This is a genomic window from Streptomyces sp. NPDC032745, from assembly GCF_055579465.1.
Genome location: NZ_JBVING010000003.1, coordinates 364,594 through 391,241, shown reverse-complemented (window position 1 = coordinate 391,241; position 26,648 = coordinate 364,594). Strand labels below are relative to the sequence as shown.

25 protein-coding genes are annotated in these 26,648 nt (G+C 71.2%); 16 read left to right on the top strand and 9 right to left on the bottom strand.

All coding sequences use genetic code 11. The features are described 5' to 3' along the window. Nucleotides 1-3 precede the first annotated feature (3 nt). Complete coding sequence (locus ACZ5WG_RS09645; RefSeq protein WP_468721917.1) at nt 4-1,206, bottom strand: DUF1266 domain-containing protein; 1,203 nt, start codon at nt 1,204-1,206, stop codon at nt 4-6. Between the two features lie 11 nt (nt 1,207-1,217). Further along, the gene (locus ACZ5WG_RS09640; RefSeq protein WP_468721915.1) at nt 1,218-1,622 is read right to left on the bottom strand and encodes an ATP-binding protein; all 405 of its coding nucleotides are present in this window, start codon (nt 1,620-1,622) and stop codon (nt 1,218-1,220) included. Between the two features lie 213 nt (nt 1,623-1,835). Here ACZ5WG_RS09640 and ACZ5WG_RS09635 point away from each other — a divergent pair, with 213 nt between their 5' ends. The 3 genes from ACZ5WG_RS09635 to ACZ5WG_RS09625 all read left to right on the top strand — a co-directional run bounded on the left by ACZ5WG_RS09635 (nt 1,836) and on the right by ACZ5WG_RS09625 (nt 4,385). Continuing rightward, a complete protein-coding gene (locus tag ACZ5WG_RS09635) occupies nt 1,836-2,723 on the top strand; it encodes a helix-turn-helix domain-containing protein (protein ID WP_468721913.1) in 888 nt (295 codons plus the stop codon). Then, on the top strand, nt 2,720-2,890 hold the full coding sequence (locus tag ACZ5WG_RS09630; protein ID WP_328620909.1) for a DUF397 domain-containing protein: 171 nt from the start codon (nt 2,720-2,722) through the stop codon (nt 2,888-2,890). The genes ACZ5WG_RS09635 and ACZ5WG_RS09630 overlap by 4 nt, the downstream gene beginning before the upstream one ends. Before the next feature lie 340 nt (nt 2,891-3,230). Then, nucleotides 3,231-4,385: an IS701 family transposase gene (locus tag ACZ5WG_RS09625; protein WP_468721912.1), complete on the top strand. Its 1,155-nt coding sequence runs from the start codon at nt 3,231-3,233 to the stop codon at nt 4,383-4,385. 20 nt (nt 4,386-4,405) lie between these two features. On the opposite strand, the gene ACZ5WG_RS09620 is transcribed toward ACZ5WG_RS09625, so the two are convergent. Beyond that, complete coding sequence (locus ACZ5WG_RS09620; protein WP_468721911.1) at nt 4,406-6,337, bottom strand: helix-turn-helix domain-containing protein; 1,932 nt, start codon at nt 6,335-6,337, stop codon at nt 4,406-4,408. 294 nt (nt 6,338-6,631) lie between these two features. Here ACZ5WG_RS09620 and ACZ5WG_RS09615 point away from each other — a divergent pair, with 294 nt between their 5' ends. Continuing rightward, complete coding sequence (locus ACZ5WG_RS09615) at nt 6,632-7,372, top strand: 50S ribosomal protein L11 methyltransferase (RefSeq protein WP_468721909.1); 741 nt, start codon at nt 6,632-6,634, stop codon at nt 7,370-7,372. Between the two features lie 24 nt (nt 7,373-7,396). Next, a complete protein-coding gene (gene pabB / locus ACZ5WG_RS09610; protein WP_468721908.1) occupies nt 7,397-9,568 on the top strand; it encodes an aminodeoxychorismate synthase component I in 2,172 nt (723 codons plus the stop codon). On the opposite strand, the gene ACZ5WG_RS09605 is transcribed toward pabB, so the two are convergent. Next, nucleotides 9,495-10,484 (bottom strand): transaldolase family protein, encoded by a 990-nt coding sequence (locus tag ACZ5WG_RS09605; RefSeq protein WP_468721907.1) that lies wholly within the window; start codon nt 10,482-10,484, stop codon nt 9,495-9,497. The two genes, pabB and ACZ5WG_RS09605, sit on opposite strands and share 74 nt — an antisense overlap. Nucleotides 10,485-10,822: 338 nt before the next feature. On the opposite strand from ACZ5WG_RS09605, the gene ACZ5WG_RS09600 reads away from it, so the two are divergent. The 5 genes from ACZ5WG_RS09600 to ACZ5WG_RS09580 are packed head-to-tail and all read left to right on the top strand — an operon-like array spanning nt 10,823 to nt 15,723. Further along, nucleotides 10,823-11,992, top strand: coding sequence for a 3-deoxy-7-phosphoheptulonate synthase (locus ACZ5WG_RS09600; RefSeq protein WP_468721906.1), 1,170 nt, complete (start codon nt 10,823-10,825; stop codon nt 11,990-11,992). A 30-nt stretch (nt 11,993-12,022) separates the two neighbouring features. Then, nucleotides 12,023-12,793 carry a 2,3-dihydro-2,3-dihydroxybenzoate dehydrogenase gene (locus tag ACZ5WG_RS09595; RefSeq protein ID WP_030302457.1) on the top strand — a complete coding sequence of 257 codons (771 nt, stop codon included), beginning with the start codon at nt 12,023-12,025 and terminating at the stop codon, nt 12,791-12,793. Between the two features lie 58 nt (nt 12,794-12,851). After that, nucleotides 12,852-13,532: an isochorismatase family protein gene (locus tag ACZ5WG_RS09590; protein ID WP_468721905.1), complete on the top strand. Its 681-nt coding sequence runs from the start codon at nt 12,852-12,854 to the stop codon at nt 13,530-13,532. Then, the gene (locus ACZ5WG_RS09585) at nt 13,529-15,412 is read left to right on the top strand and encodes an anthranilate synthase family protein (RefSeq protein ID WP_468721903.1); all 1,884 of its coding nucleotides are present in this window, start codon (nt 13,529-13,531) and stop codon (nt 15,410-15,412) included. The genes ACZ5WG_RS09590 and ACZ5WG_RS09585 overlap by 4 nt, the downstream gene beginning before the upstream one ends. A 2-nt stretch (nt 15,413-15,414) precedes the next feature. Further along, nucleotides 15,415-15,723, top strand: a complete 309-nt coding sequence (locus ACZ5WG_RS09580; RefSeq protein ID WP_468722277.1) for a hypothetical protein — start codon at nt 15,415-15,417, stop codon at nt 15,721-15,723. A gap of 63 nt (nt 15,724-15,786) precedes the next feature. On the opposite strand, the gene ACZ5WG_RS09575 is transcribed toward ACZ5WG_RS09580, so the two are convergent. Then, nucleotides 15,787-16,266, bottom strand: a complete 480-nt coding sequence (locus tag ACZ5WG_RS09575; RefSeq protein ID WP_468721901.1) for an AtaL-like protein — start codon at nt 16,264-16,266, stop codon at nt 15,787-15,789. Nucleotides 16,267-16,488: 222 nt separating this feature from the next. Between ACZ5WG_RS09575 and ACZ5WG_RS09570 the strand changes: the two genes are divergently transcribed. The 4 genes from ACZ5WG_RS09570 to ACZ5WG_RS09555 are packed head-to-tail and all read left to right on the top strand — an operon-like array spanning nt 16,489 to nt 20,197. After that, nucleotides 16,489-17,190, top strand: coding sequence for an SDR family oxidoreductase (locus ACZ5WG_RS09570; RefSeq protein ID WP_266665664.1), 702 nt, complete (start codon nt 16,489-16,491; stop codon nt 17,188-17,190). 16 nt (nt 17,191-17,206) lie between these two features. Then, nucleotides 17,207-17,716 carry a transketolase-like TK C-terminal-containing protein gene (locus ACZ5WG_RS09565; RefSeq protein ID WP_468721900.1) on the top strand — a complete coding sequence of 170 codons (510 nt, stop codon included), beginning with the start codon at nt 17,207-17,209 and terminating at the stop codon, nt 17,714-17,716. Beyond that, nucleotides 17,713-18,978 (top strand): 3-phosphoshikimate 1-carboxyvinyltransferase, encoded by a 1,266-nt coding sequence (gene aroA / locus ACZ5WG_RS09560; protein ID WP_468721898.1) that lies wholly within the window; start codon nt 17,713-17,715, stop codon nt 18,976-18,978. Before ACZ5WG_RS09565 ends, aroA begins: the two co-directional genes overlap by 4 nt. A gap of 25 nt (nt 18,979-19,003) precedes the next feature. After that, on the top strand, nt 19,004-20,197 hold the full coding sequence (locus ACZ5WG_RS09555) for a 3-hydroxybenzoate 6-monooxygenase (protein WP_468721896.1): 1,194 nt from the start codon (nt 19,004-19,006) through the stop codon (nt 20,195-20,197). Here ACZ5WG_RS09555 and ACZ5WG_RS09550 read toward each other — a convergent pair. The 3 genes from ACZ5WG_RS09550 to ACZ5WG_RS09540 form a co-directional block, all read right to left on the bottom strand. Then, complete coding sequence (locus tag ACZ5WG_RS09550) at nt 20,181-21,581, bottom strand: hypothetical protein (RefSeq protein WP_468721894.1); 1,401 nt, start codon at nt 21,579-21,581, stop codon at nt 20,181-20,183. The two genes, ACZ5WG_RS09555 and ACZ5WG_RS09550, sit on opposite strands and share 17 nt — an antisense overlap. Then, nucleotides 21,578-22,813 carry a hypothetical protein gene (locus ACZ5WG_RS09545; RefSeq protein ID WP_468721893.1) on the bottom strand — a complete coding sequence of 412 codons (1,236 nt, stop codon included), beginning with the start codon at nt 22,811-22,813 and terminating at the stop codon, nt 21,578-21,580. The genes ACZ5WG_RS09550 and ACZ5WG_RS09545 overlap by 4 nt, the downstream gene beginning before the upstream one ends. A 133-nt stretch (nt 22,814-22,946) precedes the next feature. After that, nucleotides 22,947-23,888, bottom strand: coding sequence for an NADP-dependent oxidoreductase (locus ACZ5WG_RS09540; RefSeq protein ID WP_468721892.1), 942 nt, complete (start codon nt 23,886-23,888; stop codon nt 22,947-22,949). A gap of 118 nt (nt 23,889-24,006) precedes the next feature. Here ACZ5WG_RS09540 and ACZ5WG_RS09535 point away from each other — a divergent pair, with 118 nt between their 5' ends. Next, on the top strand, nt 24,007-25,011 hold the full coding sequence (locus ACZ5WG_RS09535) for an aldo/keto reductase (RefSeq protein ID WP_468721891.1): 1,005 nt from the start codon (nt 24,007-24,009) through the stop codon (nt 25,009-25,011). Nucleotides 25,012-25,013: 2 nt separating this feature from the next. Beyond that, nucleotides 25,014-25,868, top strand: a complete 855-nt coding sequence (locus ACZ5WG_RS09530) for an arylamine N-acetyltransferase family protein (protein ID WP_468721890.1) — start codon at nt 25,014-25,016, stop codon at nt 25,866-25,868. A 199-nt stretch (nt 25,869-26,067) separates the two neighbouring features. Here the strand turns inward: ACZ5WG_RS09530 and ACZ5WG_RS09525 are convergent, their stop codons facing one another. Then, nucleotides 26,068-26,553, bottom strand: a complete 486-nt coding sequence (locus ACZ5WG_RS09525; protein WP_266665655.1) for a hypothetical protein — start codon at nt 26,551-26,553, stop codon at nt 26,068-26,070. Nucleotides 26,554-26,648: the final 95 nt, after the last annotated feature.

Genomic DNA, 26,648 nt, shown 5'->3' with positions numbered 1-26,648 from the left:
CCCCTACTTCCAGGGGATGTTGAGCCAGGGGCTCGACGGCTCCGTGGTCAGGGTCAGGTGCGTGGCGAGGGAGCCGGCGTACCACTCGCCGAACTCCTCCTCGTCGAAGTGCAGGCACCGGCCCAGCAAGTAGCCGGCGGAGAACTCCTCCCAGGAGCGGTACGTGTCGCCGGCCGCCTCGCCCGCGCGGAGCACGGCGCGCTCCGCCTCCTCCAGCGTCCCGTAGCGGGTGCCGAGGCCCCAGCGGGCCATCTGGGAGGCCCGGCCGATGTCCCAGCCCTCGACGGAGCGTACGTAACCCCCCTCGGGGAGCAGTCCGTCGGCCCGGAAGCGCTGTTCGTACCGGGCGATGCGCCCGATCAGGCGCTGCACGCCGGCGATCTCGCCCTCGACCTCCGCGGTGGGGCGCGGCTGTGCGACCGTGACGCCGTCGGGGGTGAGCTGCGGTTCGGCGGCCCGTTCGGCGTTGCGGCGCAGGCTGGCCTCGGCGGCGTGCCGCCAGTGCTCGACGTCGACCGGCCCGGCGAAGTCGGAGGCGAGGATCCGGCGGATGCGCAGGACGAACTCCCAGACGGGGCTGACGATCTCGGCGTTCAGCATGCGGTGCAGGACGTCGAGCCAGTCCTCGCGGGTGGTGATGCCCCAGGACTTGCGGAGGCGTTCGCGCTCGCGGGTGTAGCCGCTCCCGTGGTAGGCGAGCGCGTTCCAGAACTCCCCGTTGCTCACGGCCAGATGGGCGCCCACGGCCAGTCCGCGGGCGACGGGCCCGTGCAGGGGTCCGCCGGTGTGCAGGGCGTGCACGGCGCCGGGGGCCAGGCCCCAGGTGGTCGAGGCGTCCCAGTGGGCGCGCCAGCGGGCGAGGTCGGCCGGGCCGGTGGTGAGGTAGGCCTCGGCGGGGCTGCCGGGGTTCACGGCGAGGTACGGCGGGTCGCGGTGGTCCCAGGCGTTGGCGAACCAGGCCAGGCTCTGGCGTACGAAGACGGTCTCGGCGGTGGGGACGGGCAGCATCCCGCGGGTGTAGACGGGGAGGGCGTGGCCGACCGGATAGAAGCGGGCCTGGGTGGGATCGGCGTCGATCTGGGTACGGGGCTGGGCGAGGAACAGCTCGGCGCGGGCGAGTGCGTCGAGGTACCGGCCCCACTCGCCGGCGCTCTTGGCCTCGTACAGCTCTCTCTCGATGGCGCTCGGCGCGATCCAGGTCCCCATACGGGCCAACCCTAACGGCGCCCGCCGACGCAGAGCTCGGCCCATACCGTCTTGCCGACGATCCTCTCGTCGTCCCCCCACCGCTCAGCGACGGCGCCCACGATCTGCAGGCCCCGGCCGTACTGCTCGTCGTCGGCAGCCGCTCGCGGTGCGGGCCGCCGCTCGCCTTTCGGATCGGTGACCGCGATGCGGAGCACTGCTCCTGAGAGCTGTACCTCCACCCGTAGGTACCGGTCCCGCAGCGAGCCGTGCAGCAGCGCGTTGGTGGTGAGCTCGCTGGTCAGCAGCGCCGCGTCCGAAGCCAGCTGGGGCAGCCCCCACGCCACCGCGAGCCAAGCGGCTCGCCGCCGGGCCGCGGGCACCGAGTCCTGCCGGGGCGGGTAGTTCCGCACGTCGCATCGCGTCGGCTCGTCCATGTGTACGTGCACCTCCGATGGGCGGTGGCTCCGCCGTGCGGGCAGCACGGTGCACTTCCGCCAACTGGGCTTGGGCAGTGAGCAGTTCGTCACCGACGGTAGGGGTGGCCGAACTTTATGCGCAAGCTCTTCCGGAGATATCTATCCCCAGGGAGTAGTTGTGCCGAGCGAGTGGCGCGGGAAGACTGCTTCCGGTACATGGAGGTGGTTCAAGTGGCGACAAGTCAGACTGCGTTGGGCAACCGGGTCTCTACGGTGCTGGCACGACGGCTGGGTGGTGAGCTGCTTCGCCTCCGGGACGCGGCGGGCCTGACCCAGCCGCAGGCGGCGCAGGTGCTCAGCGCGACGGCGGCGAAGGTCGCCAAGATGGAACGCGGCTGGGTCCCGTTCAGGGACCCGGATGTCGTGGCTCTGTGCAAGCTCTATGGGGAGACGGACGAGGCAGTCGTCGGCGGTCTGCTCGCTTTGGCCAAGCTGGATCGCGAGCGTCGCAAGGCCAAGGGCTGGTGGCAGCACTCACCTGATGCCGGTTCGATGGCGGAGTACATCGCGATGGAGGACGTCGCGACCAAAGTGCGCACCTGGCAGCTGTCCCTGATCCCCGGCCTGCTCCAGACCGCCGACTACGCCCGTGCCCTCGCCGTGAGCGACGAGTTCTGGCAGGACCCGGACGACATCGAGCGCGTCGTCGCCATCCGTGTGAAGCGCCAGAACCGGCTGTGGAGCGACGTGCCGCTCCAGGTCCACGCGGTGATCTGGGAGGGGGCGCTGCGACAGGAGGTCGGCGGCGTCGCAGTGATGAGTGCGCAGCTCGCCCACTTGCTGCAACTGGCGGACATGCCGAACGTTCACGTGCAGGTGCTGCCGTTCCGTGCAGGTGGGCATCCGTGCATCGTCGGGCCGTTCAACGTCATCTCGTTCGCGGAGGCGGACGCAATGGACGTCGTCCACGTCGATGTCATCGGATCTACGGTCTGGGTCGAGAGCCGTGAGCAGAGTGCCGAGTACAGCCGGTACTTCGACCGCACGGCCAGGATGAGCCTGGCTCCTCGTGACTCCATCGATCTGATCGACAACATTCGTAAAGGGTTTCAGGCATGACGCAGTTCGAGTTCGTGAAGTCCAGCTACAGCGCTTCCAGCGGGGAATGCGTCGAGGTGGCCACGAACGTGGCCGGGACCGTCGCCGTCCGGGACAGCAAGCGGGCCGACGGGGCGGTCGTCGAGATCACCGACCTGGCCTGGGCATCCTTCGCGCGCACGCTGTGATCTGAGCTGCCCCATGGTGGGCCGGCCACCATGCCCGGGCCGTGGCGAGGTGGGGCGGGCACCCCTGGGGGCGTATGCCCCGGGCGTGGGGCGGGTGGGGTGCGTGGTCCACCTCGGCTCCAGCGGGGCTCGACCCGGCTGCGAATCGTTGCTGCCCTGGCCAAAGGGTTGTGGTGCGCTGCATCGAATGATGATTCGGGTTCGCCTGGTTCTTTCGGGCTGATGGCCCGCCGTGCATGCCGGGCCGAATGTGTGTGACGGGTCCACCTGGTTCTCCCGCCTCCCCCGACCGCAGGGTTGAGGGGCTGGAGAGAACGTCGGGGGAAGGGATGTATCCGTCATGAGCGCACCGAGTCTCGAACGCCTGGAGACCCTGAGCAGCCGGTTCGTACCGGACCTGGTCGTGGCCGAACTCTGCGCCGAGCTGTTCGCCTCGCTGCCGCGCAGCGACCAGCGGCGCAAGGGGGAGGTGTACCTGCGCGGTCTCCTGAAGGCCGAGGGGCGCAAGTCGATACGCAATATCGCGGCGCACGTCGGCGACCGGGCGGCCGAGCAGAGCCTGCACCACTTCGTGGTCTCGTCCACCTGGGACTGGGGTCCGGTACGGGCCGCCCTCGCCCGGTATCTGGAGCGGGCGCTGCGACCCCGTGCCTGGGTCGTGCAGCCGGTGGTCATCTCCAAGGCCGGCACGGAGTCGGTCGGAGTGGCCCGCCGCTTCGTGCCCGAGCGGGGCCAGATGGTCAACAGCCAGGTGGCGTTCGGGGTCTGGTCCGTCGGCGAGGAGCACGGCTGCCCGGTGAACTGGCGGCTCGCGCTCACCCAGAAGTGGCGCGACAGCGTCGGCCCCCTCTCCCCCAACGTCCACGAGTCGGAACTGGCGACCAGCCCGCTCGAATGCGCCGCCGGAGCCGTCGAGGAGCTGCGCGACTGGGTCGGGCAGATCCGCCGTCCGGTGGTGTTCGACCTGCCCGACGTCGATCCGGCCGCGGTGGCCCGCCGGTTCGGCCCGGCCGGGACGCACTTCGTGGCCTCGGCCCGCGGCTCGATGCGGGTCCGCTGCGTGGACCCGGTGCTGCCGAGCAGCGGAAACCGGGAACTCGCGGCGCACCAGCTGCTGTTGATGGCGGGTACGTTGCGCCGCCCGGTGACCTGGGTGGACCCGCTGACCCTCCAGCAGCGCACCACGCTGGTGGTCGGTGTACGGGTGGAGCTGCCGCAGGCGCCCCGGCCGCTGCTGCTGTTCGGCGAGTGGAGCGATCCGCGCGGCTGGCCCGAGCAGTGCTGGGTCACCGACATGACACAGGCGCCTCCCGGCGGGCTGCTGCGGCTCGCGAAGCGGGCGCAGAACGTCGAGGCGGACTTCAGGCACGTCTCGCGGAAGGTGGGGCTCACCGACTTCGGCGGCCGCTCCTTCGGCGGCTGGCACCGGCACACCACCCTGGCCTCCGCCGCGCACGCGGTGCGGGTGCTCACCCAGGGGGCCGGCGACCGCTGAGGGCTGTCCTGCCGCGGTCGTCAGCCGATGGTCTGCCGGGGCTGGTCACCGCGGGGGCCCTTGTTCAGCGCCTGCCGGGTCCGCTGGAGCTGGAGGGCCAGCTGCACCTGGAGGGCCTGGGTCGGCTTCTGCCAGTCCTCGCCCAGGATCTCGGTGATCCGCTCCAGCCTGCGCGAGACCGTGTTCGGGTGGACGTGCAGGGACTCGGCCGCCCTGGAGGGGCTGTTGGCCGAGGCGAAGTACGCCTCCATGGTGCGGATCAGCTCGGTGTACTGCTGGTCGTCGTAGTCGAGGACGGGGCCGATGGTGTCGTTGATGAATCCGGCGATGTTCGGCTTCTCGGAGAGCAGGACGCCGAGGAAGCCCAGCTCCTCGGGGGACGCCGTGCTGCCGGGGCCGGTGAGCGCCGCGACCGCGTCCAGGACCCGGCGGGCCTCCTGGTACATGTGGACGATCCCGCCCGGATCGTCGACGGGACCGGCGGAGCCTGCCGTGACGGGCTTGCCGAGCACCTCGGAGAGCTCCTTGGAGGCCGTACGGGCGATGGCCCCGGCCCGGGTGCCGGGCAGCAGCAGCACCACGATGTCGCCGTCCACGCTCTTGAGGCCGTGGTGGCGGTTGGCGTACGAGGCGGCCCAGGCGAGCACGCGGCCCTGGACTCCGCCCTCGGGCCGGGCGATCACGATGACGTGGGGTTCGTCGAGGTCGAGCGCGAGGCGGCGGCTCTGCTCCGCGATCTGCACCGGGGACAGCGAGGTGCCCCGCAGCAGGTCGTGGAAGAACTCGTCCCGCATGTGGCCCTCGGCGGCGGCCATGCCCTGCTCCATCAGCAGCACCACGGCGGTGACCTGGGCGGTGAGCGCGAGGAGCTGGATCTGGCGGTCGCTGGCCGGCTCGTCGCAGACCAGGATGAGCGTGCCCAGCATCTCGTCGCCCGCGGCGACCGAGGCGACCCACACCCCGTTGCCCGTGCTGCGCGGCTGCCGGTCGGTGTGCGCGTCCAGCAGGACGGTGCGGATCTCGGCCTCGTCCAGCTCGGGGGGCTCGCCGCCAGGGCAGGCCAGGTTGCGGCCGGCCGCGTCCCGTACGAGCAGCGTGCCCTCTAAGTCCTTGACCGCCTCGGCGGCCAGGTTGCCGAGGCCGCCGCCCTGGAGCACCAGGTCGAGCAGGCGGCCGTGCGTCTCGCGGAGCTGGCGGGCGGTGGTGGAGGAGTCCATGGCGCGGGAGGTGTCCTGCTCCAGCTCCACGACCTCGTACCGGGTCTGCTCCAGCAGCCGGGCCTTTTCGATCGCAACGGTGGCGAGGTCGGCGAGCGAACTCATCAGCGACACCTCGTCCGGGGTGAAGTGCCGGATGTGCCGGTCCGCGACGTACAGGGCGCCCAGGGTGGTGCCGGCGTGCCGCAGCGGGACGGCCATGACGGCGTGCAGCCCCTCGGCCTGCACCACCTCGTCGATGACGGGACTGTGCTGGAAGGTTTTGTCACTCATGTAGTCGGCCGACCAGAACGGGGCCGATCCGTCCGCCGCGCGCTTGCCGACGCCCCCGCCGGTCAGCGGGATGGCGAACCCGATGGTGAGCGCGGAGGCGTGGCCGTCGGCCGAACGCACCCTGGAGCACTGCGCGTCGAGGTCGTCGAAGCTGACCCAGGCCATGTCGAGCCCGAGCAGCAGCCGGGCCCGGCGGGTGATCACCTTCAGCAGCTCGTCGAGGTCGTACGGCAGGGTCAGGTCGCGCGCGGTGTCCACGAGGGCGGCCAGGCCGGCCTCGCGCTGCTGGCGGCGTACGAACAGCGCCCGGATGCCGAGACTCTGGTCCCTGGCCCTGGTCAGCTGGGCGAGGGCGTCCCCGGACAGGCCGGACTCACGGGCTTTGCGGACCACGTCATCGAAGGCAGCCGCAGGCGCCTCTCTGTTCAGCAGTTCCAGCATTTCGTAAGCGTGGTCAACCACGACTTCTCCCCCGACCCCCATAAAAGCCGTTCACGATTGCACCAACCGAGTGCAAGCAATCCCTGGCCTGCCTGAAAGTATCTCTTGGGGCAAGAACCGGTCAAGAAACACTCGAGAAGCGATCCAGGTCAGCGACGCGGAGGGTGATCGGATCACCACGGTCCATGAGTGATGCTGTCACGTGAACACCTTCTGGTCGAGGCTCACTCAAGGGCAGGCTGCTCACCGAGCGTTCCGGTGCCGGCACCACCATCGGCACCACCAACGGCCTGATGTTTCCTTGGGGGAGTTCGCATGTCTCAGGTGTCACAGCTGTCTCAGCTCCAGAGCTACGAGCGGTCGCTGCTCCGCAGCCGGCTGTCGCTGACCCGGCAGGACCGGCCGCGGGTGTTCACGCTCGGCGACCGCGAGTGGGACCTGTTCGACGAGGTCTTCGCCCCCGTCTACTCCCCTTCGACGGGTGTGGCCCTCGAGCTGCTCGGCCTCAACAAGCTTGCGTCGAGCCCGCGTTCCGGTTCGTTCCTGGAGATAGGGTGCGGCACCGGCGTGATCGCCGTGACCGCCGCGCTGGCCGGATATGACCGGGTCGTGGCGGCCGACATCAGCCCCTCCGCCGTCGAGAACGCCTCCGTCAACGCGGAGCGGCACGGGGTGGCGGACCGTCTGCAGGCGCTGCACAGCGACCTGTTCTCCGGGCTGCGCGAGAGCGAGCGGTTCGACGTCGTCTTCTGGAGCTCCAACTACGTGATGGGGCCCGAGAGTTACGAGTACAAGTCGGTGCACGAGCGGGCATACGTGGACACCGGGTACCAGGCTCACCGCCGTTACCTGGAGCAGGCCGTCCACTGGACCACCCCGGGCGGCCGCGTCCTGCTGCACTTCAGCGACCGCGGCGACCTGGCGGCACTGCACGAGATGGCGGACGGAAGCGGGCGCGAGTTGTCGACCGTGGCGAGCTACCGGGTCCGCGAGGGGGAGTACGGAGAGGACATGGTCGAGCACATGCTGCTCGAAATCAAGCCAATCTCGGCGTGATTCAGACGGGGGGGATATTTCATCATGCGCACGTTGCTCGTCGACAACTACGACTCGTTTACCCATAACCTCTTCCACTATCTGACCGAGGTCAATGGCCGGGAGCCGGAAGTCGTCCGAAATGACGACCCGCACTGGAAGATCACGGAACTCGGCGCGTTCGACAACGTCGTGGTCTCGCCCGGCCCCGGCACCCCGGGCAGGGCGGCCGACTTCGGCATCTGCGCCGAGATCGTCGAGCGCTCGCCGCTGCCGCTGCTGGGCGTCTGCCTCGGCCACCAGGGGATCGGGCACGTGCACGGCGCCACGGTCGCCCGTGCGCCGGAGCCCTGGCACGGCCGCACCTCGCCGGTCGTGCACGACGGCACCGGCCTGTTCGCCGGGCTGCCCTCCCCGATGGAGGTGGTCCGGTACCACTCCCTCGCCGTGACGGATCTGCCGGCCGAGCTCGAGGCCACCGCGTGGACGCCGGACGGCATCCTGATGGGGCTGCGGCACCGGACGCGGCCGATGTGGGGGGTGCAGTTCCACCCCGAATCGATTTGCAGTCAGTACGGGATCGAGCTGCTTGCAAACTTCGCCGATCTGACCCGCGCGCACCAGGCGAACCAGGCACATCACACGAACCACGAGCACCACGAGCACCACGAGCGCCACGCGACGGGGGCCCGCCGCCCAGCCGCCGCACCCGTCGCCGCACCCGCCACCGGCACCGCTCCCGCTCCCGCCGCCGAGGTCCCGGTCCGCCGGCTCCGGCTGGTCACGCGCGAGCTGCCCACCCGCTGGTCCCCCGAGACCGTCTACGACCAGCTCTTCCGCGGGAACGACCACGCCTACTGGCTGGACAGCAGCCTGCCCGGCGGCGACCGCGGCCGGTTCTCGGTCATGGGCGACGCCACCGGGCCGCTCGCCCGGGTCGCCACCGCCGACGTGTGGAGCGGGTGCGTCACCGTCGAGTCGGCGGGCGGTGCGAGCGAGCTGGTCGCCGCCCCGTTCCTGGAGTGGGTCGACCGCGACCTGCGCTCCCTGCACACCGAACTCCCCGAGCTCCCGTTCGACTTCGCGCTCGGCTGGGTCGGCTACCTCGGATACGAGCTCAAGGCCGAATGCGGCGGCGATCTCGTGCACCGCTCGCCGGTGGCCGACGCCACCATGGTCTTCGCCGACCGCGCCCTGGTCTTCGACCACGTCGCGAACACCACCCACCTGCTGGCGCTGGCGGAGGGAACCGGCGAGGAGTCCGCGGCCGCGGCCGACGCCTGGCTGATCGGCACGGCTGAACGGCTGGCCCAGCTCGCGGGCCTGAGCCTGCCGGCCCCCCGGCCGACCGCCCCGAGCGGGGAGATCCGGCTGCGGCACGACCGCGGGGCCTATCTGGACCTCATCGACTCCTGCCTGGAGGAGATCGCCGCCGGCGAGACGTACGAGGTCTGCCTCACCAACATGGCCGAGGCCGAAGCCCGCCTCGACCCGTGGGCCGCGTACCGCACCCTTCGCCGCACCAGCCCGGCGCCGTTCGCCGCGCTGCTCCAGTTCGGCGAGCTGTCCGTGCTCAGCACCTCGCCCGAGCGGTTCCTGCGGGTCTCCCGCGACGGGCTCGTGGAGTCCTCGCCCATCAAGGGCACCCGGCCGCGCGGCAGCACCCCGCAGGAGGAGGCGGAGCTGATCGCCGACCTGCTGACCGACGAGAAGGACCGCTCCGAGAACCTCATGATCGTCGACCTGGTCCGCAACGACCTCGGCCGCTGCGCCGTACCGGGTTCGGTCGAGGCCGAGGAGCTGTTCCGGGTCGAGACGTACGCCACCGTCCACCAGCTGGTGAGCACCGTACGGGCGCGCCTGCGGCCGGAGCTGTCGGCCGTGGACTGCGTACGGGCCGCCTTCCCGGGCGGGTCGATGACCGGGGCCCCCAAGATCCGCACGATGCAGATCATCGACCGGCTGGAGGCGGGTCCGCGCGGGGTGTACTCGGGGGCCATCGGCTACTTCTCGCTCTCGGGCGCCGCGGACCTGAGCATCGTGATCCGTACCGCCACGGTCACCGCCGACCGCGTCCGGTACGGGGTCGGCGGGGCCGTGGTGGCCCTGTCCGATCCGGCTGCCGAGTACGAGGAGACGGCCGTCAAGTCGGCTCCGCTGCTGGCGCTGACGAATACCCGGTTCCCGGAGAGGCGGCGAGACCGGATCCCGTCCTGACCCCCCAGCCGTGCTGGAGGCGGGTGAGCTCCTCCGTCTCCAGCACGGCGGCGACCTGACGGGCGGGCACGCCGACCCGTTCCAGGGCCCGGAGGGCGCATGCCGCCTCCCCGTCGGCGTTGAGGAGGGTGTCACCGGTCAGCTCCGGCTTCCGGGCGGCGGCCTCCAGGGTGTCCACGGACAGGGCGAGCCCGGTGTTCCAGCCCACCAGGGCGCCCACGCCGCCGTCGGCGCCGGTACCCCACAGCAGCCGCGGCTGCGGGGCCCCGTTGGCCCGGAGCACCCGCCACCAGTCCCCGGACAGCCGTTCCTCGCGCAGCCGGTACATCGTGCGGGCCACGGCCAGTCCCGCGGCGCCGCGCACCTCGTGCCGGGGGCCGACGCGGAGCTCGTCCAGCCGGGCGTCGACCGCCACGTCGAGCAGGCCCACCGGAAAGGAGGCCACCATCGGGGCGGCGCCCAGCGGCCGGCCGCAGGAGAGGGAGCGCTCCAGCCCGTCGAGGTAGCCGTCGAGCACCTCGGAGTACCGCTCGTCCGAGAAGACCATCGAGGCGTGCACCCCGATCCCCTCGGCGAGGCAGTCGGACAGCACCCGGGGACCCGCCGGGGTCATGGGGATGCGGACGAGCGCGTTGGGGCGGTCCACCGCCCGGTGCACCGCGCGGGCCGCCGCGCCCATCGCCTTCACGTCATGGGCGCGGCGCGGGGGGACGGGCACGGAGACCTGGCCCACGGTGCCCTTGCTGATCTCGTACACGGGCAGCAGCAGATCGCAGGCGCGGCGGAGCTGGGCCACACTGCTGCCCGCGGGCGCGAGGGCATTGTGGAAGTGGGCGCCCAGGGTCGGGTACCGGGCTCCGGCGTCGAAGTCCCCGGGGTCCTGCGTGCTCAGCCACGGCGAAACCCCCTCGGACACCAGTTGCTTCAGCAGCGCTCCAGCTCCTTGACTAACCACGAACACGACCTTAGAACGTCATGACATCTGTATGAACTGAACCGTTGATGGTGTGTCAAGTACCGGACCCGCTAGGTCCCGTGTCCTCTCACGTGTGCGGACCTTAAAGGGTTCGGCACCGACCCCGGTCCAACGCCCGGGTACTGCGTCAGGTTTATTTCGGGCCCTTGCTTTCAACCTGACCGAATGCGGCCCCACCTGACGTAGTGGCGAATCTCTTGTGGTTCCCCCGAATGCCTGTTTCACAGACTTCTGGCTGCATCTGATGTCACGGCAGGTTCAGCACTGGGAGGTGCCGCATGCACGGTGTTGCACGCTGGAAATCATTGCCCGCGGGCCAACAGCCCGTTTGGCCGGATGAAGACGCCCTGGAGAATGCCAGGGCCGAACTCGCCGAAGCACCCGCCCTCGTCCGTCCGCAGGACGTCGAAGCCCTTCGCGTCCTGCTCGCCGCGGCCGCGCGGGGCGAGGTGCAGGTCATCCAGGGCGGGGACTGCGCGGAGGACCCCGCGGAGTGCACTCCCGGCTATGTGGCGCGCAAGGCGGCGCTCCTCGACGTGCTGGCCGGTGTCATGAAGACGCGCTCGCTCAAGCCCGTCATACGGGTGGGCCGGCTGGCCGGCCAGTTCGGCAAGCCGCGTTCCCAGCCGACCGAGACCGTCGGCGGCATCGAGCTGCCCGTCTACCGCGGCCACATGGTCAACAGCCCGGAGCCCGACCCCGAGCTGCGCCGTCCCGACCCCCGGCGCCTGGTCGCCGGCTACCGGGCGGCCGCCGGGGCCATGGGCTGGCTCGGCTGGCACGGCGAGGGGCGCCCCTCCGCGGCCGAGGCCCCGGTGTGGACCAGCCACGAGGCGCTGCTGCTGGACTACGAGGGCCCGATGCTGCGCACCCAGCCGGACGGCTCGGTGCTGTTGACCTCGACGCACTGGCCGTGGGTCGGCGAGCGCACCCGCGAGCTGGACGGCGCCCACATCGAGCTCTTCGCGACCATCGCCAACCCGGTCGCCACCAAGGTCGGTCCGAAGATGACCCCGGCCGAGCTGGTGGAGCTGTGCGGGAGGCTCGATCCCGAGCGGGAGCCGGGCCGGCTCACGCTGATCTCCCGGATGGGCCAGGGAACGGCCGCCGAGAAGCTGCCGGAGCTGGTCCGCGCCGTGCACGACGCCGGGCACCCGGTGCTGTGGCTGTGCGACCCGATGCACGGGAATACCGTCAGCCTGCCCGGTGGCGTCAAGACCCGTTATGTGGAAACGGTCGTACGCGAGGTCGAGGAATTCCAGAAGGCCGTCGTCGACAACGGCGGAGTGGCTGCCGGGCTCCACCTGGAAACGACCCCGGACCTGGTCCACGAATGCGTTTCCGACAAATACCACGTCGACGAACTGGGCGAGAAGTACACCTCGTTCTGCGACCCGCGCCTCAATGTCGACCAGGCCATCGAGGTCGCCTCGGCCTGGCGCGGCTGAGGCCGAAGAAAAAGAGGGGGTTTCTCCATCATGGAAGGAAAGATCGCTCTGGTCACCGGAGCGGCCGGCGGCATCGGCGAGGCGATTGTCCGCGCCCTGGCCTCCCGGGGCGTCCGGGTGGCCGCGGTCGACCGGGACGCCCACCGCCTGCGCGACGTCGCCAAGTCCGTCGCGGAGGAGGGCGGCCGGGTCGATCCGTTCCCGGCAGACGTCACCTCCAGCGCCGACGTCGAATCGCTGGTCGACGACGTCGAGGCGCTCGTCGGTCCGCTCGACTTCCTCGTCAACGCCGCCGGCGTGCTGCGGCTGGCCGAGGCACGCACCCTGACCGACCAGGAGTGGAGCACGACGTTCGCGGTCAACACCACGGGCGTCTTCTTCGTCTCCCGGGCCGTCGTCAACCGCATGGTGCCGCGCCGCAGGGGCGCGATCGTCACCATCGCCTCCAACGCCGCGGGCACCGCCCGTACCGAGATGTCCGCGTACGCCGCCTCCAAGGCCGCAGCGACGATGTTCACCAAGTGCCTGGGGCTGGAGGTCGCCAAGTACGGCATCCGCGCGAACCTCGTGGCGCCGGGCTCGACGGACACCCCGATGCTCAACTCCATGTGGCAGGACGAGAGCAGTGCGCGGGCCTCCATCGACGGGGTCCCGGACGCGTACCGCGTCGGGATCCCGCTGGGCAAGCTGGCGCGTCCCGAGGACGTCGCCGAGGCGGTGGTCTTCCTGCTCTCCGACAAGGCCGCCCACATCACGATGCACGACCTCACCGTCGACGGCGGTGCGGCGCTCGGTGCCTGAGACCGGTGCAACCAGTCAGCGAACCGTGAACGAGAGCGTGAACGAGAGGGAGAAACGCATGGCAGGCATACCTGCGATCAACCCCTATCCGATGCCGTCGGCGGCCGACCTGCCCGCCTCCGGCGTCGACTGGGAGATCGATCCGGACCGCGCCGTCCTGCTGGTGCACGATCTGCAGAAGTACTTCCTGGCCCCCTTCCCCGCGGGCGAGCAGCCCGTCGTGGACCTGTCCCGCAACGCCGGCGCACTGCGCGTGCGCGCAGCCGAGCTCGGCATCCCGGTCGCGTACACCGCGCAGCCGGGCGGTATGACCCCCGAGGAGCGCGGACTGCTCGGGGACTTCTGGGGCCCGGGCATGCAGCCCAGCCCGGAACACCGCCAGGTCGTGGACCCGGTGGCGCCCGCCGCCGGCGACTGGATGCTCACCAAGTGGCGCTACAGCGCCTTCTTCAAGACCGATCTGCTGGAGCGGATGCGCGCACAGGGCCGCGACCAGCTGATCCTCTGCGGTGTGTACGCGCACGTGGGCGTCCTGGTGACCGCGGTCGACGCTTTCACCAACGACATCCAGCCCTTCCTGGTCGCCGACGCCGTCGCCGACTTCAGCTGGGAGGAGCACCGGATGGCGCTCGAGTACGCCGCCGGCCGCTGCGCCCGCCTGACCACCACCAAAGAGCTCCTGACGGCCCTCCCGGACCGGGTGGCCGCCTATGCGGGAGCGGGAGGGGAATCCGCATGACCGGAGACCTGCTGGGCCGGATCCTGACCGGCCGACCGCCGGCCTTCGCGCTGATCCACCGTCCGGAGACCACCGTCAACGGGCACCTCGACCTCTTCCTCGGCGAGTTCGCCGAGGCGGCCACGCTCGCCGACATCCCGCTCCGGGACGTCGAGGCGGGGGCCGGCGCCCGCCAGGACGTGCTCACCCTGGTCCCGTACCGGCAGCTCGCCGAGCGCGGTTTCGAGGCGCCCGACGACGGCACCCCGCTGCTCGCCATGGTGATCGAGGAACAGGCGCAGGTGCCGCTCGCCGCCGTCCTGGCGGGGATCCCCGACGCCCCCGTCCACCTCGCGACAGGCGGCGACTTCGACATCGACGACGACACGTACGCCGAAACGGTTCGCCGCGTCATCGCGGACGAGATCGGCACCGGCGCCGGCGCCAACTTCGTGATGAAGCGGTCCTTCGTGGCCGACATCAGCGAGTACTCCGTCGGTGCGGCGCTGCGCTTCTTCCGCCGGCTGCTGGAGCGGGAGACCGGCGCGTACTGGACCTTCATCGTGCACACGGGCGGGCGCACCCTCATCGGTGCCTCGCCCGAGCGGCACGTGAGCCTCTCCGGCGGCCGGGCCGTGATGAACCCGATCAGCGGCACGTACCGGTTCCCCGCGTCGGGGCCCGAACTGCCCGGCGTCATGGACTTCCTCGCCGACCGCAAGGAGGCCGACGAGCTGTACATGGTCGTCGACGAGGAACTCAAGATGATGGCCCGGATCTGCGCATCGGGCGGCCGGGTCGTCGGGCCGTACCTCAAGGAGATGGCCCGTCTCGCCCACACCGAGTACTTCATCGAGGGCCGCACCTCCCGCGATCCCCGCGAGATCCTGCACGAGACCCTGTTCGCGCCGACCGTCACCGGGTCCCCGCTGGAGAGCGCGGGCCGGGTCATCAAGAAGTACGAGCCCCAGGGCCGCGGCTACTACAGCGGTGTGCTGGCCCTGATGGGCCAGGACGAGAACAGCGAGCGGACGCTGGACTCGGCGATCCTGATCCGCACCGCCGACATCGACGGCGCCGGCCGGATGCGCATCGGCGTCGGCGCGACCCTCGTGCGCCACTCGGATCCGCTGTCCGAGGTCGCCGAGACCCGCGCGAAGGCGGCCGGCCTGCTCGCGATGTTCGAGCCGTCGGGGCCGCGCCGCTTCGGCGACCACCCGGACGTACGGGCGGCCCTGAGCCGGCGCAACGCGACGATCGCCGGGTTCTGGCTGGACGACGACGCCTCCCGGGCCCGGCCGGTCCCGCTGCTCATGGGCCGCAAGGTGCTGGTGGTCGACGCGGAGGACACCTTCACCGCGATGATCGAGCACCAGCTGCGGGCCATGGAGGCCGACGTCACGGTCCGCCGGTTCGACGAGCCGTACAGCTTCGCCCCGTACGACCTGGTCGTGATGGGGCCGGGGCCGGGCGACCCGCGGGAGGTGGACGACCCGAAGATCGCGCACCTGCGGTCCGCGGTGGACACCCTCCTCGGTGAGGGGCGGCCGTTCCTCGCGGTCTGTCTGAGCCACCAGGTGCTCAGCACGAAGCTGGGCTTCGCGCTTAAGCGCCGGGACCAGCCCAACCAGGGCGTGCAGCGGGAGATCGAGCTGTTCGGGCGGCGCGAGCGGGTCGGCTTCTACAACACCTTCGCCGCGCAGAGCGCCTCGGACACCGTCGAGGTGCCCGGGATCGGCACGGTCGAGGTGTGCCGGGAGCCGGGGACCAGGGAGGTGCACGCGCTGCGGGGGCCCGGTTTCCGCTCGATGCAGTTCCACGCGGAGTCGGTGCTCACGGAGGACGGCATCCGCATCGTCAGCGAAGCCCTGTCCGGACTGCTCCAGGAGCAGTCCGTATGAGCATGAAGGCGACGGTGGCCTGGTGGGACCTGAAGGACTCGGGGCACAGCATCGACTCGCTGCGGGCGTACCTGCGCGATGAGGCGGTCGACCGGTTCGCCGCGGTCGAGGGGCTGCGGCTGAAGTTCTGGATCGCGGACCCGGCGACGGAGCGCTGGGGCGCGGTGCTGCTGTGGGAGTCCGCGGAGGCGGCGGCGCGGCCGCTGGCCCCGCGCGCGGCCGAGCTGATCGGGCGGGCGCCGGTGCAGTACACGGTGTTCGACGTGGAGGCGACGGTCGAGGGCGTCCACACGCTGCCCGGGAAGGTGTGAGGCACGAGAGCGCGTACGGCCCCTCACGGCCCCCGGGGGCGTGAGGGGCCGTACGCGTGGGTGTCACGCCCTCTGGTCCGCCCCTGTGGTCATCACCTGGCGCAGGACCTCCGTCATGGCGTCCAGCGTGCCGTGGAAATCGCAGTCCAGATCCCGCAGATAGGTGTTCTGCGCGAGGATCGCGGCCGCCGGGCGGTCGGTCAGGGTGATGCTCAGCGTGAGCGTGAGCCGGCCGTCCGCGTCCTCTCCGATCTCATTGCGTATCTCTGCGATGTCGGTGTCGTCCAGATGCCGGTAGGTAATGCGTCCGGCGCTCTCCTGCGGGGTGACGCGTTGTACGAAGGTCAGGTCACCGCGCCGGATTTCCCGGAGAAATCCATCGGCGTACCGTTCGTTGATCCGGCAATCCGTAATGGCCGGAACATAGCCGGTGGGGAACTCCGCCTTGTGCAGCAGAGCCTGCCACAGGCTCTCCCGCGTAGGAGCCGGACACCCCTCCTGAACTGCGCCGACGACTGGACGGGTCCACGAAAGCGTCAGCATTGATCTCCCCTTTCCGCAGCTAAGCCGGCGTGCAGCATCGGTCGGGCGAACAGCGGTGTCAAAGCCGGGCGGAGCATTGCGTCACCTGCCCCCGGAACCTGACGGAATGAGCAAAGGCCACTGCCTCAACGGCTGTTGTTTCTTGCAGGGTGACGGTTGGTCGGTGGCGTTCCGCGGAGCGCCTTCCCGTTAAATCCGAAGCGGAGAATCAGGAGAACGCTGATGTCTGAACGGTTCGACGGCCAGGTCGTCCTCGTCACCGGAGGAGGCGAAGGCATCGGCCGGGCAGCGGCGGTTGCCTTCGCCCGGCTCGGCGCACTGGTGGTGGTCTCGGGCCGCCACCCGGAGACGCTCGAAGGAACGGTCAAGCTGATCCGCGACGCGGGCGGGCAGGCCGACAGCGTGGTCGCCGACGTGTCGGAGACGACGGCCGGCGCGGACGCCGGCGCCGCGTACGTCGTCGCCGAGACGGTGCGCCGGCACGGCGCCCTGGACGTGGCCTTCAACAACACCACCGAACTGGGCCCGCACCAGTCCGTCGCGGACATCGACGAGACGGTCTGGGCCCACACCCTGACGGCCAACCTCACCGGCGTCTGGCTGTCCATGAAGCACGAGATCGCCCACATGGAGACCGCCGGAGGCGGGGTCATCGTCAACACCGCCAGCAACATCGGCGCCCAGGGCATGCTCCCCGGCCTCGGCGCGTACGCCGCGTCCACGGCCGCCGTCAGCGCCCTGACCCGGACCGCGGCCCGCGAGTACGTCGCCCAGTCGATCCGCATCAACGCCATCAGCCCCTGTCCGCTGGGCCGGGGAGCCAGCGTCGAGGAGATCGCCGACACCGTGGTCTGGCTCTGCTCCGACGCGGCCGCGTACATCGTCGGGCACGACCTCGTACTCGACCGCAAGACCAGCGAGTAGAGCGGTGGCCCGTCGCATGCAGAGATTCCCCCGTCCCTCCGAACGTGCCCCGGCCGCCGGGGCCGTCGGCGATCCGGGCGAGCCCGGCTGGTCCAAGCGGGACAGCGTCGTGGCCGAGGCCGAGGCCGAGGGCGAGGCCTTCGCCGAGGCCGGGACCGGGCTCGAGCTCGAGGCCGACGCCGAGGGCGTCGTGCCCGACGTGGTGCTGATCGCCACCGGCAGCGAGATGCGCATCGCCCTCGACGCCCGCGCCATCCTGCACCGCGAGGGCATCGCCGCCCGGGTGGTGCCGATGCCCTGCCCCCAGCCGCCGCCCGGCGCCAGGGCCCGGGTGTCCGTGGCGGCCGGCTCCGCGCTCGGCTGCTACGAACTGCTCGGCGAGGCCGGCATCCCGGTCCGGCTCGACCAGTGCGGCGAGCGCGGCCCGTACACCGCGCTGCACGGGCAGCACGGCTTCAGCGCAGCCCGGGTGGCCGCCACCGCCCGGGCCGGGCTGGCCCGCGCAGAACACCGGGAGAGCGCGTGAGCACGGCCGTACTGACCGCCCGGATCCCGGGCTCGAAGAGCATCACCAACCGGGCGCTGCTGCTGGCCGCCGCGGCCGACGGGGTCTCGCTGCTGCGGGCCCCGCTGGTCAGCGCGGACACGGTCGCCTTCCGGCAGGCCCTGGCCGGCCTCGGCGTCCCCGTCGTGGAGGGCGAAGACGGCTGGAAGGTCACCGGCAGCGGGCGCGCCCCGGCCGGCGGGGGAGCGGTGTGGTGCGAGGACGCGGGCACCGCGGCCCGGTTCCTGCCGCCGTTCGCGGCGACCGGCTCCGGCGCGTTCGCCTTCGACGGCACCGACCAGCTGCGCGCCCGGCCGCTGCGGCCCCTCGCCGAGGCGCTGGGCCGGCTCGGCGCGGACGCCCGCGTCACCGAACCCGTCGGCGGGCTGCCGCTGACCGTCGCCGCCCGGGGCCTGACCGGCGGCGAGCTGACCGTGGACGCCTCGCTCAGCAGCCAGTACCTCACCGGACTGCTGATGGCGGGACCGCTGATGCGCCAGCCGCTGACCGTACGGGGCGAGGGGCTGGTCAGCCGCCCGTACATCACCATGACCCAGGAGCTGATGCGGCACTTCGGCGCTTACGTCGACGAGTTCGAGGGCGGCGCGATCCAGGTGCTGCCCGGCGGCTACCGGGCCGCCGAGCTCGACGTCGAACCCGACGCCTCCACCGCCTCCTACTTCTTCGCGGCGGCCGCCGTCACCGGCACCGCCGTCACCGTGCCCGGCCTCGGCCTGGGCAGCGTCCAGGGCGACCTCGGATTCGTGGAGGTGCTGCGCCGGGCGGGCGCCCGGGTGGAGATCGGCGACGGGGCGACCACCGTCACCGGCACCGGGGCGCTGCGCGGCGGCTTCGCCGTCGACATGGGCGACATCTCCGACACCTTCATGACACTGGCGGCGGTGGCCCCGCTCGCCGACGCGCCGATCACCGTCCACGGCATCGGCCACGCACGGCTCAAGGAGTCCGACCGGATCGCCGCGGTCGAGGAGAACCTGCGGGCCCTCGGGATCCGCACCGAGTCAGGACCGGACCGGCTCACCGTCCATCCGGGTCGCCCCAGGGCCGCCCGGATCGCCTGCCGCCGGGACCACCGGATCGCCATGGCGTTCTCGGTACTGGGCCTGCGCGTCCCCGGCATCACGCTCGACGACCCGTCCTGTGTCGGCAAGACCTTCCCCGGCTTCCACGCCGAACTGGGACGGCTCTTCCCGGCCCACCGCTCGGGCACCCACAGTCACTGACAACGAAAGGGATGTGAGAACCCCCATGGCCGACATACTCATCGCCGGCGGTGGCATCGGTGGCCTCGCCGCGGCGCTCGGACTCGCGAAGCGTGGACACCAGGTCACCGTCCTGGAGCGCAGGGACGTCTTCACCGAGGTCGGCGCAGGCATCCAGCTCGGTCCGAACGCCTTCCACGCGCTCGACCTGCTGGGCGTGGGCCAGGAGGTCCGCGACCGCGCCGTCTTCATCGACGAGCTGCGCTTCATGGACGGCACGACCGGCGAGAAGGTCGCCGCGATGCCGGTGAAGGAGAAGTACCGGGGCCGGTTCGGCAACCCGTACGCCGTCGTCCACCGCGTCGACCTGTACCTGCCGCTGCTGGAGGCCGCCCGCCGCCACCCCGGCATCGAGCTGCTGGGCCGCCACCACGTCGTGGCCTACGAGCAGAAGGCGGGCGCGGTCTCCGCCGTCCTCGCCGACGGCCGGCGCCTCACCGGCGACGCGCTGATCGGCGCGGACGGACTGCACTCCGCGATCCGGCAGCAGATGATCGGCGACGGGGCCCCGCGGGTCTCCGGGCACACCATCTACCGGTCGGTGATCCCGATGGAGGAGGTGCCGGAGGAGCTGCGGTGGAACACCGTCACCCTGTGGGCCGGCCCCAAGTGGCACTTCGTCCACTACCCGATCGCGGGCGGCGAGCACTTCAACCTGGCCGCGACCCGGGACGACGGCGCCACGGAGGCCGTGGCGGGCCTGCCGGCGGAGCACGGCCACGTGGTGAACTCCTTCCCCGAACTGTCCGGTGCCGCACGGCGGTTGCTGGAGCTCGGCCGGGACTGGAAGTCCTGGGTGCTGTGCGACCGCGATCCGGTCGACCGCTGGACCGAGGGCCGGGTGGCGCTGCTGGGCGACGCCGCGCACCCGATGCTCCAGTACGCCGCGCAGGGCGCCTGCCAGGCCATCGAGGACGCGGTGCTGCTGAGCGGGCTGCTGGACGGCTGCCCGGCCGATTTCGAGCAGCGGCTGGAGAAGTACAACGCGGCGCGGCGCGAGCGGACGGCGCAGGTGCAGCTGGTGGCCCGGGAGATGGGGCGCCAGCTGTACCACGCGGCGGGCGGGGCGCGGGTCGAGCGCAACGCGATGCTGGCCTCGCTGTCGGACGACGACATGTACGACAAGGTGGCCTGGCTGCACGGCGCGTACGACTTCGACCGGCTCACGGCAGGCTCTTGACGTAGGCCTCGAGGGCTGCGGTGACGCGGTCGCGGTCGGCGGTGGAGATGTTCGTCCCGGCCGCCTGCTGGAGGAAGTAGTAGACGAGGGAGGCCGTGCAGATGTCTGCCTGCTCCTTGGGGAGCAGGCAGATGAGACGGCTCGTGACAGGGCGTTCGCCACGGAAGTTCAGGAGGCGGAGGTGGCCCTTGACGTCGGGCCCCACGGACTCTCGGATGGTTCCGACGTAGAGACCCGGGACGCCGGTGGGGAGGTTCACCGTCTTTCCCGTGTCCTGTGCCCTGCACGTGCTCTCCGTGGCGTCCGGGTCCCCGTCCAGGTACTTCAGCAACTCGGGCGCGGTCTTGCCGAAGTCGGAGCAGTCCAGGGCCACCCCGGTCACCACGTCTTCCATCAGACCCACCCCGAAACTCTCGAAGTCGAGCGGGGTGTCACCCACGTGTACCTGCCGGTACACCGCGGAGTCGTAGGAGACGAGAGTGCACGTCTTGCCCGCCGGCGCCATCAGGTAGGTCTTCGGATCCGCCGCGTACACCTGGGCGCCTGCCGGCACGGTGAGCCGGCTCGGCAGGCGGACCGAAGGCGGCGGGGGCGCGGGTGTTCCTTCCAGGGGCGTACCGGTCCGAGAGCAGGCGGTGACGGAGACCTCCTGGGAGGGCAGTTCGACCGGCTTGGCCTCGGGCAGCGTGGGGATCACCAGCTTCTCGAGCACGGCGTTCAGCTCGGCGGCGTCCTGCGTGAACTGCGGTGCGGCGGCCTTGACCGCCGAGGCGAGCCGGGTCAGGACCTCCTGCTCCGCCGCGGGCACGCGGTAGCCAACGAACCGGAACTCCAGTTGCAGGCCGAGGGCGTCCATCCGGTCGCGGACCGTTTTGTTCATCGCGGCCGGGTCGCCGCCGCAGCCGTCGGTGCCCTGCGTGGTGACGACGACGATGCGGTTGCGCTTGCTGCCGCGCAGCGGAAAGCGCCCCGAGAAGTCGTCGATCGCGGCCAGGAGCCCGCTGTTCAGGGTCGCCCGGCCGCCCGGGGTCAGCTCGTGCGCCGCAGCGCCGATCCGCTGCGCGTTGCCGGTCCCGCTGCCCACCAGTTCGCGGGTGTTGCCCGGTTCGCCGCAGGCGCCGCCGAACCGCCGCAGGGACAGCGCATCGCGGTCCCCGCTGTTGCGGGCTGCGGCGCCGACCGCATCGGCGAGCGCGCCGAAGTCCCGCTGTGCCCCCGCGGGTCCGGGGTCGGAGGTGTCGACGAGGAACGCGGTGCGGTACTGCGGGGTGGACCGCACGACGTACACGACGGTCGCCCCGACGGCCACCACGGCGACCACGAGAACCACCAGGGCGACCCGTAACCAGCGCCTGCGCGGCCGCGCCGCCACGGGGGTCGTCATCGGGCCGCCGGGGCCTTGGCGCGCAGGGCGGCGAGTGCCTTGTTCATCGCGTCCACCTGGGTGTTGTAGTCGGTGGCGGCCTTCTCGAAGGCCTCGTGGCGGGCGTTCAGCGGGGCCTTGTCGCGTGCCGCCTCCAGCATTCGGTCGGCGGCGTCGAGCACGGTCTTCTGCTGCTCGCGCAGCTGCGAGGCCCGGTCGTTGATGTCGCGCCCTTCGGGGGTCTTCGCCCGGCCGTCGAGGTCCTCGAACTCGGCGGCGACGTGCGGTTCCCGGGCTCGGTCCAGGTTCTGGCCGGCCTCCCCCAGGCGGCCTTCGTCGATCTCCCGTACGGCGGTGTTGATACGGGTCACGGCCGGGTTGAGGACGTCCACGATCTTCGTGGCGTTGCGCAGGACCGGTTCGGTGTTGGTCGACCATTCCAGGGCCGCGTCGAGGTCCGCCCGGGTGTTCGCGAAGACCGGCTCGGCCGGGTTGGAGCCGGCGGTGGCGATCGACTTCAGGCTCTCGCTCTGGTTCTCGGGGACCTGGTAGCCGATCAGCCGGAACTCGATCTTCAGGCCGGCCGCCCGGATCCGGTCCGCGATCTCCCGCCGTACGAAGTCGGTGTCGTCGTCGCACGCGTCCTTGCCGTGCCGGGTGACGACGACGATGCGGCTCACCTGCTTGGCGCGCTGATCCGCGCCGAACGCGAACGTGCCGGAGAAGTCGTCGACGGCCTGGACGATGCCCCGCAGCAGGGTGGCCCGGCCGCCCACCGTGGCCTGCTGGGCGGCCCGGACGATGTCCTGCCGGTTGTCGGTGCCGAAGTCCACCAGCTGCGCGGTGTTGCCGTCCGTACCGCACTCGCCGCCGAACCGGCGCAGGGCCAGGGCGTCGGAGTCGCCCGCGTTGCCCACCACGGTCCTGAGGGAGGCGGCGACGGCGTCCGCGTCCCCGGAATCCGCGACGGCGGTCGCGTCCATGAGGAACTGCGTCTTGTAGGTCGGTGCGTAGGCCGGCAGCACCCAGCGCACCACCGCCCAGGCCCCGCCGCCGATCAGTGCCAGGACCACGAGAACGAGGAACGTGTTCCGGATGCCGCGCGGGACGCGGATGTCGAGGATGCGCAGGTCTCGGCCGGCCTGGTAGACCCGGGCGTCGCCCGACGCGGTGGCCTCCTGCCGCACACCTGCCCGTTGCGCCTTGGCGTCGTCGTCCGCGCCGGCGGAGTCCGCTGAGGGAGATCCCGTCATGCCGACCATCGTCAGTTACAACACATGATCACTTTAAGTGGCCGGACGGTTTGTTTTGGTCGCCGTCACCGCCGCCGCGCGCCGCACCGACCGCGAGGGCGGCCGGTGCAGCGGCGGCGCCGTCCGGGCCGGGTCAGACCGTGAGGACGATCTTGCCCGTGGTGTGGCGGGACTCGCCGAGCTCGTGGGCCTTGCGCACGTCCTGGAGGGGGAAGGTCTCCGCGATCAGGGGGCGCAGCCGGCCCGTGTCGACGAGGGTGGCCAGTTCCTGCAGGACCATGTGGTCGGGGGCCACGTTGACCGTGATGGCGCGGACGCCCGCCGCGGTCGCCTTCGCGGTGATCTCCTCGATCCCGAGGGGGTTCGTCACGCCGATGTAGAGCCCGCCGGGACGCAGGGTGCGCAGGGAGCGGTCCTCGTACTCGCCGCCGACCAGGTCGAGTACGACGTCCACGTCCTGGACGGCTTCGGTGAAGTCCTGCGCCGTGTAGTCGATCAGCTCGTCGGCACCCAGCTCGCGCAGCAGCTCGTGCTTGGCCGCGCTGGCCGTGCCGATGACGTACGCGCCGCGGGACTTGGCGATCTGGACGGCCAGGTGGCCGACGCCGCCGGCCGCCGCGTGGATCAGCACCCGCTGGCCCGCCTGCAGGTCCGCGCCGTCGACCAGGGCCTGCCAGGCGGTCGAGCCGGCGAGCGGCAGGGCGGCCGAGGAGACGTGGTCGAGGCTGCCCGGCTTGCGCGCGAAGTGGCGCGCGGGCGCGGCGACGTACTCCGAGTACCCGGCGGCCTCGTCGGGGAAGGAGGGGAGGCCGAAGACCTCGTCGCCGACCTTGAACCGGTTCTCGCCCGCCGCGACCGCCACGACGGTGCCGGAGACGTCCCAGCCGACGCCGAACGGCGGGGTCATCCACAATCCGAATGCACGGATCTTCCAGTCGATGGGATTGACGCCGGCGGCGTGGGTCTTTACCAGAATTCCCGCGGGACCGGGAATGGGGAGCGGGGAATCCGTCAGGTTCAGTACTTCGGTGCCGCCCAGGACGTCCTGGCGGACCGTGCGCATCGTTTCTGTCATGCATTCAATGATCGCAACTGGCAAAGCCGAATCCCCGTCGATATTTGGCCATTCACGACCTGACAGACCGGCCCGTAATGGTTTTTGCGCCGAAGGCGCCTGCTCAATGCTGGGGTATATGACTCAGCTGCGATCACTTGGTTCGGCCGGCCCTGAGGTTTCCGCTCTCGGCCTCGGCCTGATGTCCATGTCCGACTTCTACGGCCCTGCCGACCGGGCCGAGGGAGTCGCCACCGCGCACGCCGCCATCGACGCCGGGATCACCCTCCTCGACACCGGCGACTTCTACGGCAGCGGCCACAACGAGCTCCTCCTGCGCGAGGTGCTGCAGAGCCACGACCGCGAGCAGCTCACCCTCAGCGTCAAGTTCGGCGTCCTGCGCGACCCGTCCGGCGGCATCCTCGGCGTCGACTGCCGTCCCGAGGCCGTCAAGAACTCCCTCGCCCAGACCCTCCAGCGGCTCGGCACGGACTACGTGGACGTCTACCGCCCGGCGCGCCTCGACCCGGCGGTGCCGATCGAGGAGACCATCGGCGCCATCAAGGAGATGGTGGAGGCCGGCCACGTCCGGCACATCGGCCTGTCCGAGATCGGCGCGGAGACCCTGCGCCGGGCCTCCGCCGTGCACCCGATCTCCGACCTCCAGATCGAGTACTCGCTGCTCTCCCGCTCCATCGAGGACGAGATCCTGCCGACCGCGCGCGAGCTCGGCACCGCCATCACCGCGTACGGGGTGCTCGCCCGCGGCCTGCTGTCCGGCCGCTGGAACCACCAGCGCGCCACCGCCTCCGACGACGGCCGCAGCAACTTCCCGCGCTTCAGCGGCGCGAACCTCGACCGGAACCTGCAGCTGGTCGCGGCCCTGGGCAAGGTGGCCGAGGCCAAGGGCGTCACCACCTCGCAGCTGGCGATCGGCTGGGCCATGGCCCAGGGCGTGGACGTCGTCCCCGTCGTCGGCTCCCGCCGCCGCGACCAGCTCACCGAGGCGCTCGGCGCCCTCTCCCTCGAGCTGACCGCCGAGGACGTCGCCGAGATCGAGCGGGCCGTCCCCGCCGAGGAGGTCGCCGGGACGCGCTTCGACGCCGAGGGCATGGCCATGCTCGACAGCGAGAAGAAGGGCTGAGCATGAGGCCCTTCTGCAGCGCCGCCCAGTGGCAGGCCGAACTCCTCGACGTCGAGGCGTACCTCGACCGCCTGGGCATCACCGGGCCGCTGGAGCCGGATGCGCAGACCCTGCGCCGGCTGCACCGGGCGCACGCCCTGACCATCCCGTTCGAGAACCTCGACATCCTGCTGGGGCGGGGCATCGACCTCGACGTGGACGTCATGCAGTCCAAGCTCCTGCGCAGCCGGCGCGGCGGGTACTGCTACGAGCACAACATGCTCTTCGCAGTGCTGCTGGAGCGGCTCGGGTACGAGGTCACGCGGCTGTACGCGCGCCCGCTCCTGGACGCGCCCAAGCCGCTGCCCCGGACCCACCTGATGCTGAGCGTGGCCGTGGGCGAGGAGACGTACCTCGCCGACGTGGGCTTCGGCGACGAGGGCCCGCTGGAGCCGATCCTGGTCTCCGACGGGACCGTCTCGGACCAGGGCGGCTGGGTGTACCGGCTGGCCCGCGAGGAGGGCAGCGACAAGGAGTGGGTGCTCTCGCTGAAGCGGGACGAGGGCTGGTTCCCGCTGTACTGGTACGCCACCGAGGCGCACCACCACATCGACTGCGTGGTGGCGAACTACTTCATCTCCACGCACTCGAGCTCGCCGTTCACCGGCCGCGTCTTCCTGGAGCGGATCGCGGAGGACTGGCGGCTGAACCTCAACCACCGCAAGCTCACGCTGACCCGGGCCGACGGCACCGTCGAGGTCCGGCACGTGGCGGACGGGGAGGTGCGCGAGCTGCTGGCCAAGCAGTTCGGGATCGAGCTGACCGAGGAGGAGGCCGCGGTGGTCGTCGCAGCGCTGCCGGCCCCCGAGCCCTCCTGAGCCCGTACGGCCCCTGCGGGGCCCGTGGTGCGCACCCGGCCGGTGCGCACCGCGGGCCCCGCTGCGTTGGCGGTGCGGGCGGCTTACGCGACAAAGCCGTACGGGCCCGGCTGGGGGGAGCCGGGCCCGTACGGCGGGCGCCTGAGGGGGCGCCGAGGGGGGTGAGCGCGGTGCAGGGGTGTGCGGGGGATGTGCGGGGTCAGCGGGGCTGGACGGCGATGCGGGTGGCCTTGCCGGTGGAGGCACCGCTGGTGACGAAGGAGCCGTCCAGGTTGTTGATGGTGAAGGCGAAGTCGAAGTTCGCGGTGTTCTTGCCGGTCACCGAGATGTTGGCCTTGAAGGTGATGGTGGAGGCGGCCTTGCCGTCCGCGCCGATCAGGAAGGCGACGTCGGTGTCGGAGTAGGTGCCGCAGCCGGTCTGGCGCCACTCGCCGTGCGAGGCGGTCGTGGTGTTGTTCGGCGAGGTGAAGTTGACGACGCCGGCGGTGGCGGTGGCGCTGCCGTAGTAGCTGCCGAGGAAGGTCTCGTGGGTGTTGTCGTCGACGACCTTCCAGCTGCCCGGCAGGGTGTAGCAGCTGCTGCCGCCCTCGACCGCGGCGTTCGCGGAGCCCGTGACGGCCGTCGCGGTGGCGAGCGCGGCGACGCCCGCGAAAACGGCGACCTTGATACGGGTGCTCTTGCGCATGTGGTTGTCTCCCATGGAATTGATGAGTATTCCTGCAATTCCTATGATGGCGCGGTGAATTCACGAGAGGTATGGACCAGGTGTCGATCCGTCAG

What these genes read in the sequence shown, in the direction of transcription:
- ACZ5WG_RS09530 (WP_468721890.1), top strand. Translation starts at nt 25,014, where the DNA reads ATGAGGCCCTTCTGCAGCGCCGCCCAGTGGCAGGCCGAACTCCTCGAC.
- ACZ5WG_RS09585 (WP_468721903.1), top strand. Translation starts at nt 13,529, where the DNA reads ATGACCGGAGACCTGCTGGGCCGGATCCTGACCGGCCGACCGCCGGCC.
- ACZ5WG_RS09640 (WP_468721915.1), bottom strand. Translation starts at nt 1,622, where the DNA reads ATGGACGAGCCGACGCGATGCGACGTGCGGAACTACCCGCCCCGGCAG.
- ACZ5WG_RS09600 (WP_468721906.1), top strand. Translation starts at nt 10,823, where the DNA reads ATGCACGGTGTTGCACGCTGGAAATCATTGCCCGCGGGCCAACAGCCC.
- ACZ5WG_RS09545 (WP_468721893.1), bottom strand. Translation starts at nt 22,813, where the DNA reads ATGACGGGATCTCCCTCAGCGGACTCCGCCGGCGCGGACGACGACGCC.
- ACZ5WG_RS09615 (WP_468721909.1), top strand. Translation starts at nt 6,632, where the DNA reads ATGTCTCAGGTGTCACAGCTGTCTCAGCTCCAGAGCTACGAGCGGTCG.
- pabB (WP_468721908.1), top strand. Translation starts at nt 7,397, where the DNA reads ATGCGCACGTTGCTCGTCGACAACTACGACTCGTTTACCCATAACCTC.
- ACZ5WG_RS09580 (WP_468722277.1), top strand. Translation starts at nt 15,415, where the DNA reads ATGAAGGCGACGGTGGCCTGGTGGGACCTGAAGGACTCGGGGCACAGC.
- ACZ5WG_RS09565 (WP_468721900.1), top strand. Translation starts at nt 17,207, where the DNA reads ATGCAGAGATTCCCCCGTCCCTCCGAACGTGCCCCGGCCGCCGGGGCC.
- ACZ5WG_RS09595 (WP_030302457.1), top strand. Translation starts at nt 12,023, where the DNA reads ATGGAAGGAAAGATCGCTCTGGTCACCGGAGCGGCCGGCGGCATCGGC.
- ACZ5WG_RS09630 (WP_328620909.1), top strand. Translation starts at nt 2,720, where the DNA reads ATGACGCAGTTCGAGTTCGTGAAGTCCAGCTACAGCGCTTCCAGCGGG.
- ACZ5WG_RS09550 (WP_468721894.1), bottom strand. Translation starts at nt 21,581, where the DNA reads ATGACGACCCCCGTGGCGGCGCGGCCGCGCAGGCGCTGGTTACGGGTC.
- ACZ5WG_RS09535 (WP_468721891.1), top strand. Translation starts at nt 24,007, where the DNA reads ATGACTCAGCTGCGATCACTTGGTTCGGCCGGCCCTGAGGTTTCCGCT.
- ACZ5WG_RS09645 (WP_468721917.1), bottom strand. Translation starts at nt 1,206, where the DNA reads ATGGGGACCTGGATCGCGCCGAGCGCCATCGAGAGAGAGCTGTACGAG.
- ACZ5WG_RS09575 (WP_468721901.1), bottom strand. Translation starts at nt 16,266, where the DNA reads ATGCTGACGCTTTCGTGGACCCGTCCAGTCGTCGGCGCAGTTCAGGAG.
- ACZ5WG_RS09540 (WP_468721892.1), bottom strand. Translation starts at nt 23,888, where the DNA reads ATGACAGAAACGATGCGCACGGTCCGCCAGGACGTCCTGGGCGGCACC.
- ACZ5WG_RS09570 (WP_266665664.1), top strand. Translation starts at nt 16,489, where the DNA reads ATGTCTGAACGGTTCGACGGCCAGGTCGTCCTCGTCACCGGAGGAGGC.
- ACZ5WG_RS09555 (WP_468721896.1), top strand. Translation starts at nt 19,004, where the DNA reads ATGGCCGACATACTCATCGCCGGCGGTGGCATCGGTGGCCTCGCCGCG.
- ACZ5WG_RS09590 (WP_468721905.1), top strand. Translation starts at nt 12,852, where the DNA reads ATGGCAGGCATACCTGCGATCAACCCCTATCCGATGCCGTCGGCGGCC.
- ACZ5WG_RS09625 (WP_468721912.1), top strand. Translation starts at nt 3,231, where the DNA reads ATGAGCGCACCGAGTCTCGAACGCCTGGAGACCCTGAGCAGCCGGTTC.
- ACZ5WG_RS09525 (WP_266665655.1), bottom strand. Translation starts at nt 26,553, where the DNA reads ATGCGCAAGAGCACCCGTATCAAGGTCGCCGTTTTCGCGGGCGTCGCC.